Below are 13,554 nucleotides of genomic sequence, written 5' to 3' on the forward strand. Positions count from 1 at the left end.
TCCTCCAGTGGCGTCGTTGCGAACGTTTGCATCCTACGTCATCGGTGTTCTGATGTGCCACGACCCCCGAGCGCTACAATCGTTCGCAGCCCCCGTCTCCCCACGGGGTCCCCAGCCCCGAGGAGGCAGCCGTGGTCACCGTCCGTGACGTCGCCCGCGAGAGCGGGGTGTCGATCTCCACGGTCTCCCGCGCGCTCGCCGAGCCTGAGCGCGTCGCCCCGGAGACGCGCGACCGCGTCGTCGCCGTCGCCAACCGCCTCGGGTACCGGCCCAACCGCGCCGCGAGCGGGCTGCGCGCCGGCCGCACCGGAGCGCTGGGGCTCGTGGTGCCCGACCTGGAGAACCCCTACTTCGCGTCCGTGACCAAGGGCGTGCAGGCGCGGGCGCGCCAGACCGGCCACGCCGTCTTCGTCGTCGACGCGGGGGAGGACCCCGCGCTCGAGACCGAGCTCGTGACCGGTCTGCGGTCCCAGACGGACGGGCTCGTGCTGTGCTCCCCGCGCGCCGCCGAGGCGGACCTCGACGCCGCGCGCGACGCCCCCGTCGTCCTCGTCAACCTCCGGCACGACGGCGTCCCCTCCGTCTCCTCCGACGACGCGCACGGCGTCGTCCTCGCCGTCGAGCACCTGCGCGCGCTCGGCCACCGCCGCGTCGCGTACGTCGGCGGGCCCGACCGGTCGTGGTCGGACGCGCGGCGCCGCGCCGGCCTCGACGCCGTCCGCGAGCGCTACCCGGACGTCGAGACCGTGACCGTCGGGTCGTTCCGCCCCCGCGTCGAGGGCGGTCGTGCGGCGGCCGACCTCGTCGTCGCGTCCGGCGCGACGGCGGTGCTCGCCTACAACGACCTCGTCGCCCTCGGCCTCGTGGCCCGCCTGCGCGAACGGGGCGTCGACGTCCCGCGCGACCTCAGCGTCGTCGGGTTCGACGACACGTTCGTCGCGACCCTCGCCTCCCCGCCGCTGACCACGGTCCGCACGGACCTCGCGCAGCTCGGCGCCCGCGCCGTCGACCGGCTGGTCGCGGCGCTCGGCACGCGCCGCCCCGACGTCGCCGCCACCGTCGGGACACCCCCCGAGGAGTCGGCGGACGACGTCCTCCCGGTCGAGCTCGTCGTCCGCGACTCCACGACCCTCGCCCCCACCGGCCAGCCGGTCCCGCCGAGATAGGGCCTCCCGTCTCCGGGTAGAGCTCGCGGGGCTCTACCTCGCGACCGAAACCTCTACCTCGCGCTGCCCGGGTTCTTCCTCGGCAGACGACGGACCCGGGGCTGCCTCGTGCGCCGGGGTGGCGCACGAGACAGCCCCGGGTCCGGGACCGGGTCGGTCAGCCGCAGGACGGCTGGCCGTGCTCCGGCGTCGCGACGGTCTCCCGCTCGTCAGAGGTGTCGGACGGACGGGCGGTGACGGTCACGGATCCGGCCGCCGGGTCCTCGACGCCCCGGACGGCGAACGACTGGTAGGCGTTCTTGCCGGGGGCGACGTCGGTGAACGTCTTGGACCCGTACGGCGTGTCGAGGACGACGTCCAGCGGGACGGTGTCCTCGTTGAGCGCGCGGACGGCGACGTACGGCGTGCCCGCGAGGCACCGGACCTCGGCGGTCGCGGTGATCGCGACCTCCTCCTGGCCGGGCTCCTCCACGCTGGGGAGGCGCTCGATCCAGATGTTGCGGAACCGGGGGTTGAGGCCGGGGTCGCCGTGGTCCTGGAGCTTGATGTACCCCGACGTGGGTCCCTCTGCCCGGCCGTTTCCGGTCTTGCCGGTGACCGCGACGTCGTCGTGCACGACCTGCCCGTTCCACACGAGGGTGATGCGGGCGTCCTCGGTCTTCTTGCCGTCGGGACCGAACCGCGCCGCCCGGAACTCGAGGTCGTACGTCTGCCACGTGCCCATCGGGGTCGCGGCGTTCACGTCCGGGGCCTTCTGGAGGTAGATCGACCCGGCGTCGTTGTTCTTCGGCGGGTCGATGCCGAAGGACTCGAGCACCTGCACCTCGTACCGCTCCTGGATGTAGACGCCGCTGTTGCCGCGGGCCTGGCCCGTGACGTCGGGCGCGTGCTCGGGCTGGTACCACTCGACGTGCATCCGGAAGTCGTCGAACTTCTCCTTGGTGCGGATGTCGCCGCCGAACGACTCGACGGAGCCGTCGGCGATCGGCCAGGTCGCGGGCCCGCCGCCGTTGACGGCCGCCCACTGGTCGAGGTCGTCGCCGTCGAACAGCGCGATGCGCTCGGTCGGGGTGACCGTGAGGCTGTCGAGGTTGACGTGCCCGATGTCGTCGTCGTCGTGCCGGATCGTGATGGTGTTGGCGCCCTCGCGCAGCGGCACGGTCTCGACCTGGGTGGCCCAGGTGGACCAGGCCACCGTGCTGTCGAACCAGACCTGCTTGATCTTCTCGCCGTTGACGTAGAGGCTCAGGTTCCTCGGCAGCGGCGCGGGGTCGCTGTTCTGGCCGTTGGCGTAGCGGATCGCGAGGTCGTGCAGGCCGGCCTCCTCGGTGCGGACGGCGAACGTCGTCTGCGCACCCGGCTCCCAGTTGCGGTCCACGAACCCGGACCCCGAGTAGCCGGCGTGGTTGCTGTTCCACCCGGCCCCGCCCTCGATGTTCGCTGCCTCGGCCTCGTAGACCGGCGGCGCGACGGACCCGTCGGGCAGGCGCGTGAGGGTGTACCAGGCCTCGGTGCTCCACAGCTCCTGGCCGCTCTCCGACGCGAACGGGCGCGGGGAGTGGACGTTCACGACGCGGCCGGGCTTCAGCCCGTCGATCTGGAGCGTGACGGTCTTGCGGTCCTCCGAGACGGTCGCGGCCGCGACGTCGAGGTCTTCCTCGTCGACCTTCGGGCCCCCGTACTGCGGGGTCGCGACGTAGCGCCACTGCGCGGCGGTGTACTTCGACGCGAGGTCCTGTGCCGTCTCCTCGGACAGCGGCTGCGTGTACTCGATCTCGAAGCCGCCCTCGACGGCCCGCATCGCGAGCATGTCGAACGCGTTGTTGTCGTCGTACGTGAGCTTCTGCAGGCCGTAGGAGAGCTTGCCCGCCTGGCCCCAGTTGCCGGACCAGCCGATGCCACCGACGTAGATCGCACCGTCGGGGCCGACGCTCGTCCGGCTGACGCCGGACTCCAGGCCCTGCGTCATGCGGAAGACGGCACCCTGCTCCTGGCCCGCGACGTCCTCGAGGTAGGCGCGCTGCAGGCCGCCGTACGTGACGTCGCCGATCGCGAGCTGACCGGCGAACACGCCCTCGGTGAGCACGACCGGGTTGCTGGGCGAGTTCGAGATCTCGCTGTGCGGCATCCACAGGACCGGCTCGGTGACGGGCTGGTCGTCGTAGGGGCCGTCGGGGTTGGTGAAGTGGTTGTAGAACGCGCCTTCCTCGACGCGCACGAGCTTGGACGTCGGGATGCGGACGCCCTGGTTGTCGGCGACGTACATGGCGCCGTCGGCGCCCCAGCCGAGCCCGTTCGGGGTGCGCAGGCCGCCCGCGACGTACTCGACCTCGCCGGTCTCCTTGCTGATCTTCATGACCGAGCCGCGGTTCTCCGCGAGCTGTGGGTCGAGCGAGTTGCCGCCCGGCACCATCGCGATGCCGGTCGTGATGTAGAAGTAGCCGTCCTCGTACAGGAGGCCGAACGCGAACTCGTGGTAGTTGCCGCCGAACGGCCAGGTCGCGATCGTGTCGTACTCGTCGGCGACCTCGTCGCCGTCGGTGTCGACGAGCGCGGTGAGGCCGTCCTTCTCGGACACGTAGATCGTGCCGTCGACGTACTTGAGGCCCATCGGCTCCGTCAGGCCCTCCGCGACCTGGGTGTACGTCACCTCGTCCGCGCCGGTGTCCCCCTGGACGTGGTCGACCAGGTACACCGCGCCGAGCTGCGTGAGCCGGTCGCCGCCCCACGTGGAGATGGCCAGACGGCCGTCGGGCAGCCAGTCCATGCCGGTCACCTGGGGCTGGAAGCCCTCGGGGCGCAGGTCGGTGAGCGTGTAGTCGGGGTGCACCTCGGTGAGGGGCAGGCCGTCGCCGGGGGCCTCGGTGACGCCCTCGCACTGCTTGCGGCCGGGCGAGGTGACGCGCGTGACGTCGGCGTCGGTGCTCAGCACGGAGTTCGGCACGACGACGTAGCCCGACGCGCCCGGCGGGCGCCACTCGAGCTTGAGCCGCTGGTCGAACTCGCCGTCGAAGTGGTCGATGCGCAGCGCGCGGTACCCCGCCTCGAGCGCGATCGACCCCTCCTTGGGCGTCGCGCCGTGGCGTCCCGGGTGGTCGACGACGAGCTCGTCGTCGAGCAGCAGCCGCGCGCCGTCGTCGTTCGTGATCCGGAAGTCGTACGTCCCGGCCTCGGGGACGTTCAGGTACCCCGTCACCTCGGTGACGAACTTGTCCGTGAGCCCGAAGTCGGCCGCCGTGGTCCAGTCGATGGTCGGCATGATCTTGTCGACGTTGGGCGTCTGCCCCGGCTTGAGCGTGCAGTAGTCGTCGAGGATGACCTGGACGTCGAAGACGCGCAGCGTCACGCCGGGCTCCTGCGGGCGGATGTCCGCCTGCGTCGCGGCAGGTGCCACGGCGGGCGCGGCGGTCGGCACCGCGGCCTGGGCCGTGAGGACGCCGGACGGCACGGCCAGGGCGGCGAGCGCCGCCACGACGGCGCGCCGTCTTCTGCGTCGGTGCCCGGGCGTGGCGTGCGGGGGTGGTGCGTCGGTCGAGGGGTGTTCCATCAGCCTGCCTCTCCGTCGAGGACCGTGCGTCGGACTGCGCACAGGGCGCGCATCGGTGCGCTGTGCCGTCACTATCCGGGGCGCGCGCGGTCCGGGCAACGAGTTGCCACTTGTTGCCCCCTGTCCCGCCGACGGCGGCGCCCGCGGGGACGGGGTCAGGCCGGGCGGCCCGTCGAGCCGCGCTCGACGAGCTTGGCCGGGAGCAGCGTCGGCCCGGCGGCGGGCGCGGGCGACGGGCGGAGCTGTGCCAGGAGCCGCTGGACCGCGAACGACCCGAAGTGGCGCAGCGGCGCGGCGACGGTCGTGAGCGGCGGGGTGCAGAAGTCCGAGCCGAAGATGTTGTCGAACCCGACGATGCTCAGGTCGCGCGGGACCTCGACCCCGAGCCGGCGCAGGCCGCGCATCGCGCCGATCGCGATGAGGTCGTTGTACGCGACGGCCGCCGTGGCGGGGTGCTTGACGAGCGACTTGGCCGCGGAGAGCCCGCCGGCGAGCGTCGGCGGGAACGGGCCGATCCGCCGTGCCTGGACGTCGGTCTCGCGCGTCGCCTCGCGGAACGCGCGCCAGCGCATCCCGTCGGCCCACGACGCCTCGGGCCCCGCGACGTAGGCGAGGCTCGTGTGCCCGAGGTCGGCCAGGTGCTCGACGGCGCTGCGCATGCCCTGCGCGTTGTCCGTCAGGACGCTCGGGACGTCCGTCATGTGCCGGTTCATGACGACGGTGGGACGCTGCTTCGCCGCGACCCGGATCGAGGAGTCCGAGAGCCGTGAGGTCGCGAGGACCAGGCCCTCGACGAGGGGCAGGGTCCGGTCCAGCGCGCGGCGCTCCGCCTCGTCGGACTCGTGGGCGTCGACCATGAGCAGCGTGTACCCGGCGTCGCGGGCCGTCTTCTCCGCGCCGCGGATGATCTCGAAGAAGAAGGGGTTGGTCACGTCGGCCACGACGATCGCGAGGAGCGAGGTCCGGCCCGTCGGCAGGCCGCGGGCCAGCGGGTTCGTCCGGTAGCCGAGCTCGCTCGCGACCTGGCGGATGCGCTCCGCGGTCTGCGCGTTGACGCGGCCGGGACGCGAGAACGTCCGTGACACGGTCGAGGGGGCGACGCCGGCCGCCTGGGCGACGTCGTAGATCGTCGGGCTGGCACCATTGCCGGCTGAGGTCATGCGGTCGGACTGTAACGGCCTTGACAGCGGTGGACAACAACCGGTTGTCATCCTCGTGTCGCGGTCGTGCCGCGTGACCAGCAGGTACGCACCCGTGGCTCGTACCGTGCGACGACCCGCACGCGGCGCGTCCCGTGGCAACCCACGGCAACCGACGGCAACTCCTTGACGGGCCCCGACGGGCATCCTCCAATGGCTCCGTGATCTCGCGTGCGAACGCGTCCCTGCGCCCGACGACGGCACGTCGGCGGCCTGGACCTCGACCCTCCGGTGCCGCCACGGTCGTGCCCGGCGGGCGGTGCCGATGAGCCGCACGGACCAGGCGCCGTCGGTCGACCTCGCCGTCGACCGCGCCCGCGACGGTGAGGCCGCCGTCCAGGTCGAGGCGGCCGAGAGCGAGCTGCGCCGGCTCGGCCTGGAGGACCTGCGGGTCCACCACCACGGCGACCTCGCCCGGATCGAGGCCCCCCACACGGAGCTGCCCGTCGTGGCGAGCGAGCCGTTGCGCGGCGAGGTGCTGCGGGCCGTCCGGTCGGCGGGCTTCCGGCTCGTCGCCCTGGACCTCGGCACCCCGCCGGACCCCGGCGCCTGACGCCCGGCGCGCCCTCCGCGCACCCGGCGCCCCGCCCTGACGCGGCCCGGCCAGCCGCCGACGGTCCGTCACCGAACCGTCGCAGGGCGTCGTCCAGCGGCGCCGACCGGTGGCAACCGACGGCAACCACGCCTTTCCGCGCGTGTCGTCCTGACGTCACGGTCCGGCACCCGCGCCCCGGCGCGCCTCGCGCCCCGACCGCTCGTCCAGCGCTGTCAGGTGCAACAAATGGCAACTCGTTGTCCCGGCGATGGCCCGCACCTACTGTCCATGCCAGGCGCACGGAGAACGAGCTCCGTGCGCAGGACCTCGACCACCGTCCCGTACGACCCCGCGTCCTCGCCTCATCGGCCCCGCGCCGCCCCTCCGCACGAGCCCCTCCCCGGGCCGGAGGCTGCGGCCCGCGGGCTCACGGTGCCGGGCCGCGGCGTCGCCACGGGAGCCACCAGCAGAAGGGAGGGCGCTCGATGTGGACGCTCTCGGGCTTCGCCGACGAGATCTCCCCTGACGTCGAGACGCAGTGCGTCGTCGCCTCCGAGCTCGGGCTGGGGTTCGTCGAGCTCCGCAGCGCGTGGGGCACCAACGTGCTCGACCTCGACGACGACCAGCGCGAGCGGGTCGCGGGCCTGCTGCACCGGCACGACCTCCGCGTCTCCAGCATCGGGTCGCCCGTCGGCAAGATCTTCGTCGACGAGGACTTCGACCCCCACCTCGACCGGATGCGTCACGCCGCGCGCGTCGCCCGGCAGCTCGGGGCCCCGTACGTGCGGGTGTTCTCGTTCTTCGTGCGCCCGGGGACCGACCCGGCGTCGTGGCGCGACGTCGTCCTGAGCCGGATGGCGGCGCTCGCCGACGTGGCGCGCGCGGCGGGCGTCGTGCTGGTCCACGAGAACGAGAAGGACGTCTACGGCGACGTCCCGGAGCGGTGCCTGGACGTGGTCGAGTCCGTCGGCTCGCCGCACCTGGCCCTCGCGTGGGACTCGGCCAACTTCGTCCAGGTGGGCGTGCGCCCCTTCACCGACGGCTACGCGCTGCTGCGCCCGTACCTGGAGTACGTCCAGGTGAAGGACGCGCTCGCGGCGACGGGCGCCGTCGTGCCCGCCGGGCGCGGGGACGGCGAGGTGCCCGAGACCGTGCGTGCGCTGCGCGACGACGGCTTCGACGGGTTCTTCTCGCTCGAGCCGCACCTGAGCGAGGCGCACAGCCTCGGCGGGTTCTCCGGGCCGGAGCTGTTCACCGAGGCCTGGGAGGCCTTCACCACGATCCTCGACGCCGAGGCGGTGCCGTTCCGATGACCGACGCGCCCAGCCCGGACGTCCCGCCGACGACCAGGACCACGACCATGGAGGACCGCACGATGACGACTGCCCAGGAAGTGCGACCGGCCCGCCAGGCGGCGCGACCGCCCGCCGGGGCGGCCCGGCGCCCCGGCCCGCGCCCGCGCGGCACGACGTCGGTCGGCAGCCGGGTGGCGGCGGTCGCCTCGGCAGCCTGGCGCCCCGCGCTGGTGCTGCTCGCGCTGTTCGCCGTGTGGTGGTTCGTCGCGTGGCGCGAGCTCGTGCCGGCGTACCTGGTCCCGTCGCCGGGGGCCGTCTGGGACACGATGGTCGAGGACTGGGCGATGCTCGCCGAGCACACCTGGGTGACCACGATGGAGACGGTCGTCGGGTTCGTGCTCGCGTCCGTGATCGGCGTCGCGACGGCCGTGCTCCTCGTCTACTCGCCGACGGCCGAGAAGTCGCTCTACCCGCTCATCCTCTTCGCCCAGGTGATCCCCAAGATCGCGATCGCCCCGATCCTCGTGGTCTGGTTCGGGTTCGGCGCGGCGCCCAAGATCATCCTCGCGGTGCTCATCGCGTTCTTCCCGGTCGTGGTCTCGGCCGTCGCGGGGCTGCGGTCGATCGACCCCGAGCTGCTGGAGATGTCGGCGACCATGGGCGCGTCGCGCTGGAAGACGTTCCGCAAGATCCGCTTCCCGGGGTCGCTGCCGCAGCTCATGTCCGGCCTCAAGGTCGCGGTCACGCTCGCGGTGGTGGGGGCGGTCGTCGGCGAGTTCGTCGGCGCCGACCGCGGCCTCGGGTACGTGCTGCTCCTCGCGAGCGGCAACCTCGACGCGCCGCTCCTGTTCGCCGACCTCATCCTCATGTCGCTCATCGGCGTCGTGCTGTTCCTCCTCGTCGAGCTGCTGGAGCGTCTCCTCATCCCGTGGCACGCGTCGCGGCGCGGGAACCTCGTCCTCGCGTCCTCCTGAACCACCCCTGACCCACCCCAGAGTTCGCCGCCCCGACGACGAGGCGGCGCGAGCAGAAGGAGTCTTCCCATGCGTGGTGCACGTCTGACAGTCTCGCTGGCCGTGGCCGGCGTCGTGGTGGCGGGGACGGCGGCCTGCGGGCAGTCGGCCGACCCGTCCGGCCCCGCGGAGGGCGAGGGCGGCCTCACCGAGGTCACCGTCACGCTCAACTGGGTGCCCTACGGCGAGCACGCGCCGTTCTACTACGGCGTCGAGCAGGGGATCTTCGAGGAGGAGGGGATCGACCTCACGATCCAGCCGGGCAACGGCTCGGGGAACACGGTCCAGCAGGTCGCGCAGCGCAACACCGACTTCGGCTGGGCGGACACCCCGCCGCTCGCGAACGCGATCAGCTCCGGCATGCCGGTGCGCAGCGTCGGCGTGTTCCTCCAGACCGGGCCCAGCTCGGTGGAGTTCTTCGCCGACCAGGGCATCAGCGAGCCCGCCGACCTCGTGGGCAAGACGGTCGGCGGCACGCCGGGCGACGCGATGTACGGCACGTTCCCGGCCTGGCTGGAGCTCAACGGCGTCGATCCGGCGGACGTGACCGTGGTCAACGTGGACGCGGCGGGCAAGATCGCCGCGCTCATCGAGGGCAAGGTCGACGCGATCCAGGGCTTCCACCACGACCAGGCGCCGACGATCGAGAACCAGACCGGTGAGGAGGTCGACGCGCTGCCCTTCGCGGACTTCGGCATGAACCTGCTCGGCACCGGGCTGGTGGCCAACGAGAAGCTCATCGCGGACGACCCGGAGCTCGTCGAGGCGATGGTGCGCGCGACGTCGCGCTCGTTCCTCGCGGCGTCCGAGGACCCGGACGCCGCCGTCGCGGCGATGGCCGCGGGTGCCGAGCAGGCGCCCGACGAGGCGGTCCTGGCGGCGCAGCTCGCCGCGACGATCGAGCTGCTCAACCTCGCGGACGCGCCCGCCCCCGGCGTGAACACCGAGGAGCAGTGGACGGACACCCTGACGTTCCTGTCCGAGAACACGGACTTCGACGGCGGCACGACCCCCGCCGACTTCTGGGACGGCGCGTTCGGGGCGGACCTGTGACCGCGACGGAGCTCGCGGTCCCCGCCGACGCGGTCGGCACGGACCCCATCATCGAGGTCCGCGACCTCACGATGCGCTTCACGTCGAAGCGGTCGGAGACCGTGGCGCTCGACGACGTCTCCCTGAGCGTCCAGCCGGGCGAGTTCGTCACGATCGTCGGGCCGTCCGGCTGCGGCAAGTCGACGCTGCTGAAGATCGTCGCGGGCCTCACCGCGTACACCGAGGGCGAGGTGCGCCTGTACGGGCAGCCCGTCACGCGGCCGCAGCGCGACATCGGGTTCGCGTTCCAGCGCTCGGCGCTGCTGGAGTGGCGCGGGGTGCGCAAGAACATCCTGCTCCAGGCGGAGATGCGGGGCATGGACAAGCGCCGGGCGCAGGAGCGCGCGGACGCGCTCATCGCGCTGACCGGGCTCACCGGCTTCGAGAAGGCCCTGCCGCACGAGCTGTCCGGCGGCATGCAGCAGCGCGTCGCGCTGTGCCGGGCCCTGCTGCACGAGCCGCGCGTCCTGCTCATGGACGAGCCGTTCGGAGCGCTCGACGCGCTCACGCGCGAGCAGATGAACATCGAGATGAACCGCATCTGGCGCGAGACCGGCACGACGATCGTGCTCGTCACGCACTCCGTGCCCGAGGCGGTGTTCCTGGGGAGCCGGATCGTCGTCATGAGCCCGCGCCCCGGACGGATCGTCGAGACCCTCGAGCCCGGGCTGCCCGACGAGCGCGACTACGGCACGACGCTCGTCGACCCCCGGTTCACGGGGGCCGCCGAGCGGCTGCGCGACCTGCTCGGCGCCAGCCACGTCGCCGAGTGAGCGCGTCCGTGCGGTCGGCGCCGGGGGGCGGCGGTCCCGGCGTCGGCGTCGGGATCGTCGGGATGGGCAGCATCGGCGTGCTGCACGCGCGGGCGCTGCGCGACCTGGCGCCGCGGGCGCGGCTCGTCGCGTACAGCGGGGGCGCGGGCCTCGACGACGACGTGACGCCGTCGGGACCCGCGGCGCACCTGGCGCCGGACGAGGTGGTGCGCCACGAGGACGTCGACGTCGTGGCGGTCTGCACGCCGAGCGGGAGCCACGCGCGCCTCGCGCTCGCGGCGCTCGCGGCGGGCAAGCACGTCGTCGTGGAGAAGCCGCTCGCGGTGACGGTCGAGGACGCGCTCCTCGTCGAGCGCGTGGCGCGCGAGCGGGGCCGGGTCGTCTCGATGGTCTCGCAGCGCCGCTTCGAGCCCCAGCACCAGGCGCTCCGGCGCGCGCTCGACGACGGCGCGCTCGGCGAGCTGCGCCTCGTCGCGACGCACGTCCCCTGGTATCGCGACGACGACTACTACGCGGCCGCGCGCTGGCGGTCGTCCACGGCGGAGGGGGGCGGGTCGCTCATGAACCAGGGCGTGCACAACGTCGACCTCCTGCGCTGGCTGTGCGGGCCGGTCGAGTCGGTCACCGCCCAGGCGGGGACGCTCGCGCGCGCGTCGCGCGCGGCGGACCCCGTGCCGGGCGCCGACGACGACACCGCCGAGGACACCACGGTCGCGACGCTGCGCCTCGCGTCGGGCGCGCTCGGCGTCGTCACGACGACGACGGCCACGCCCCCGGGGTTCCCCGCCACCCTCGCGCTCCACGGGTCGCGCGGGTCGGTGGAGCTCGCGCAGGACGAGGTGCTCCGCTGGGACGTGCCGGGCGTCCCGGCGCCCACGTCGGGGACCTCGACGGGCGGCGCGGCCGACCCGCTCGCGATCGGTCACGCCGGTCACCGCGTGCAGTGGGAGCAGGTGCTCGCGGCCCTGGACGGCACGGCACCGCCCCCGGTCGACGCCGCCGACGCGGTGGAGACGGTCCGGCTCCTGTGCGCGATCCGCGAGGCCGCCGCGACCGGCCGGGCCGTCCGCCCGGGCGACCTCGCGGTGCGAGGGGCGGCGACACCGGCGCGGTGACGCCGTCCGCACGCCCACGATCGCCGCACTCGGGTCTGCGAACGTTTGCACTCCCCACCCTCCGTGACTCATAGACACCAGTGATCCTATGGATACAATCGTTCGCACAACCGTTTCGGGGCCCAGCCCCCAGAGAACCGCCGGCGACCCCGTCGCCGACCGACACCCGCAGGAGGTCGCGTGACCGCCCCGACCGACGTCCCGAGCCGACCCGGCCCGACGTCATCCCCCGCGACGCCGGCCGACGCCGCACGGTCGGCGCGACCGCGCCTGCGCCGCGACGCCCACCCCGCGTTCCCGCCGGCGCCCGTCCGCCCGACGCAGGTCGGGATCGTCCACCTCGGGATCGGCGCGTTCCACCGTGCGCACCAGGCTGTCGTCACCGAGGACGCCGCGCGCGCCACGGGCGAGACGCGCTGGGGCATCCTCGGCGTGACGCAGCGCTCCGCGTCGGTGCGCGACCAGCTCCGTCCGCAGGGCGGGGTCTACACCGTGCTGACGGTCGGGCCCGACGGGGCGTCCCCGCGCGTCGTGGGGTCGGTGACCGACGTCGCGTGGCCGGCCGAGGAGACGGCGCGCGTCCTCGCGGCGCTCGCCGCGCCGACGACGCACGTCGTGACGCTCACCGTCACCGAGAAGGGGTACGCGCGTCGCGCCGACGGGCACCTCGACGTCGACGCCGTCGCGGGCGACCTCGACCTGCTGCGCCGCGAGGAGGCGGCCACGGGCTCTCCGGGCGCGGACGCGCCGGCCGCGGGCCTCCCGGCCGGCGCGGAGGACGTCGCCGACGCCGACGCGGCGACCAGCGCCGTCGGGCTCCTCGTGCGCGGCCTCGCGGCACGCCGTCGGGCCGGGGGAGCGCCCCTGACCGTGCTGAGCTGCGACAACCTCGCCGACAACGGGCACGTGCTCGCGCGGCTCGTGAGCGAGGCGGTCGACGCCGCGCTCCCGGGCGCCGAGGGTGACGCGCTGCGCGCCTGGCTCGCCGCGTCGGTGACCTTCCCGTGCAGCATGGTCGACCGCATCGTGCCCGCGACCACGCCCGCGCAGCGCGACGAGGTCGAGACGCTGCTCGGCGCGCGCGACGAGGGCCTGGTGGTGGCGGAGCCGTTCCTGCAGTGGGTGATCGAGGACCGCTTCGCCGGGCCGCGCCCTGCGTGGGAGCGGGGCGGGGCGACCCTCACGAGCGACGTCGCGCCGTACGAGCGCGCGAAGCTGCGCCTGCTCAACGGCGCGCACTCCTATCTCGCCTATGCGGGCTCGCTCGCCGGGCACGCGACGATCGCCGCGGCCGTCGCCGACCCGGCGCTCGCCGCAGGTGCGCGGGCCCTGCAGGCCGACGCGCTCGCGACGCTGGACGCGCCCGACGGCGTCGACCTCGCCGCGTACGCCGAGACGCTGATCGCGCGGTTCGCCAACCCCGCGACCGGGCACACGACGCGCCAGGTCGCGATGGACGGGACGCAGAAGATCCCGTTCCGCTGGGGCGCGACGCTCGCCGACCTCCTCGCCGCGCGCCCGGACGCCCCGGCGCCGCAGGGCGTCGTGGCGGCGCTCGCCGCGTGGGCCGGGTACGTCGTCGCGGAGGCCCGGGCGGGGCGCACGGTGGACGACCCGCGCGGCGACGAGCTGCGCGCGGTCGTCGGGAGTTCCCCCGACGACGCCACGGCCGTCCGCGCGCTCGTCCTCCTCCCCGGCCTGCTGCCCGGGGTCCCGGACGGGCGGCTGGACGAGGTTGCCGACGGTGCCGTCGCCGCGGTCGTCGGCGCGAGCGCGACCGGCACGACCGGCACGACGAACGAGGAGGCTGCGCCGTGAA

Annotated in this window: 10 protein-coding genes; 8 read left to right on the forward strand and 2 right to left on the reverse strand. The window is 74.0% G+C overall.

Features of this window, described 5'->3' with window-relative positions:
- The first annotated feature begins 131 nt into the window (after positions 1-131).
- On the forward strand, positions 132-1,166 hold the full coding sequence (locus JOE63_RS05880; RefSeq protein WP_087471136.1) for a LacI family DNA-binding transcriptional regulator: 1,035 nt from the start codon (positions 132-134) through the stop codon (positions 1,164-1,166).
- A gap of 157 nt (positions 1,167-1,323) precedes the next feature.
- On the opposite strand, the gene JOE63_RS05885 is transcribed toward JOE63_RS05880, so the two are convergent.
- Both JOE63_RS05885 and JOE63_RS05890 read right to left on the reverse strand, forming a co-directional pair.
- Positions 1,324-4,713 (reverse strand): family 16 glycoside hydrolase, encoded by a 3,390-nt coding sequence (locus JOE63_RS05885; protein ID WP_239576631.1) that lies wholly within the window; start codon positions 4,711-4,713, stop codon positions 1,324-1,326.
- Positions 4,714-4,868: 155 nt separating this feature from the next.
- Entirely contained in the window at positions 4,869-5,873 is a 1,005-nt protein-coding gene (locus JOE63_RS05890; RefSeq protein WP_087471137.1) for a LacI family DNA-binding transcriptional regulator, read from the reverse strand.
- A gap of 304 nt (positions 5,874-6,177) precedes the next feature.
- Here JOE63_RS05890 and JOE63_RS05895 point away from each other — a divergent pair, with 304 nt between their 5' ends.
- From JOE63_RS05895 to JOE63_RS05925, 7 genes are all read left to right on the forward strand, one after another.
- Complete coding sequence (locus JOE63_RS05895) at positions 6,178-6,465, forward strand: hypothetical protein (protein WP_204539880.1); 288 nt, start codon at positions 6,178-6,180, stop codon at positions 6,463-6,465.
- Positions 6,466-6,932: 467 nt separating this feature from the next.
- Entirely contained in the window at positions 6,933-7,760 is an 828-nt protein-coding gene (locus tag JOE63_RS05900) for a sugar phosphate isomerase/epimerase family protein (RefSeq protein ID WP_204539883.1), read from the forward strand.
- Positions 7,757-8,716, forward strand: a complete 960-nt coding sequence (locus JOE63_RS05905) for an ABC transporter permease (protein ID WP_239576632.1) — start codon at positions 7,757-7,759, stop codon at positions 8,714-8,716. The genes JOE63_RS05900 and JOE63_RS05905 overlap by 4 nt, the downstream gene beginning before the upstream one ends.
- 69 nt (positions 8,717-8,785) lie before the next feature.
- Entirely contained in the window at positions 8,786-9,808 is a 1,023-nt protein-coding gene (locus JOE63_RS05910; RefSeq protein ID WP_087471140.1) for an ABC transporter substrate-binding protein, read from the forward strand.
- Positions 9,805-10,620 (forward strand): ABC transporter ATP-binding protein, encoded by an 816-nt coding sequence (locus JOE63_RS05915; protein ID WP_244286044.1) that lies wholly within the window; start codon positions 9,805-9,807, stop codon positions 10,618-10,620. Before JOE63_RS05910 ends, JOE63_RS05915 begins: the two co-directional genes overlap by 4 nt.
- Positions 10,617-11,735 (forward strand): Gfo/Idh/MocA family protein, encoded by a 1,119-nt coding sequence (locus tag JOE63_RS05920; RefSeq protein WP_307839960.1) that lies wholly within the window; start codon positions 10,617-10,619, stop codon positions 11,733-11,735. Before JOE63_RS05915 ends, JOE63_RS05920 begins: the two co-directional genes overlap by 4 nt.
- A gap of 180 nt (positions 11,736-11,915) precedes the next feature.
- Positions 11,916-13,553: a mannitol dehydrogenase family protein gene (locus tag JOE63_RS05925; protein WP_307839961.1), complete on the forward strand. Its 1,638-nt coding sequence runs from the start codon at positions 11,916-11,918 to the stop codon at positions 13,551-13,553.
- The last annotated feature ends 1 nt before the right edge of the window (position 13,554 follow it).

Source organism: Cellulosimicrobium cellulans, assembly GCF_016907755.1.
Lineage (GTDB): Bacteria > Actinomycetota > Actinomycetes > Actinomycetales > Cellulomonadaceae > Cellulosimicrobium > Cellulosimicrobium cellulans_D.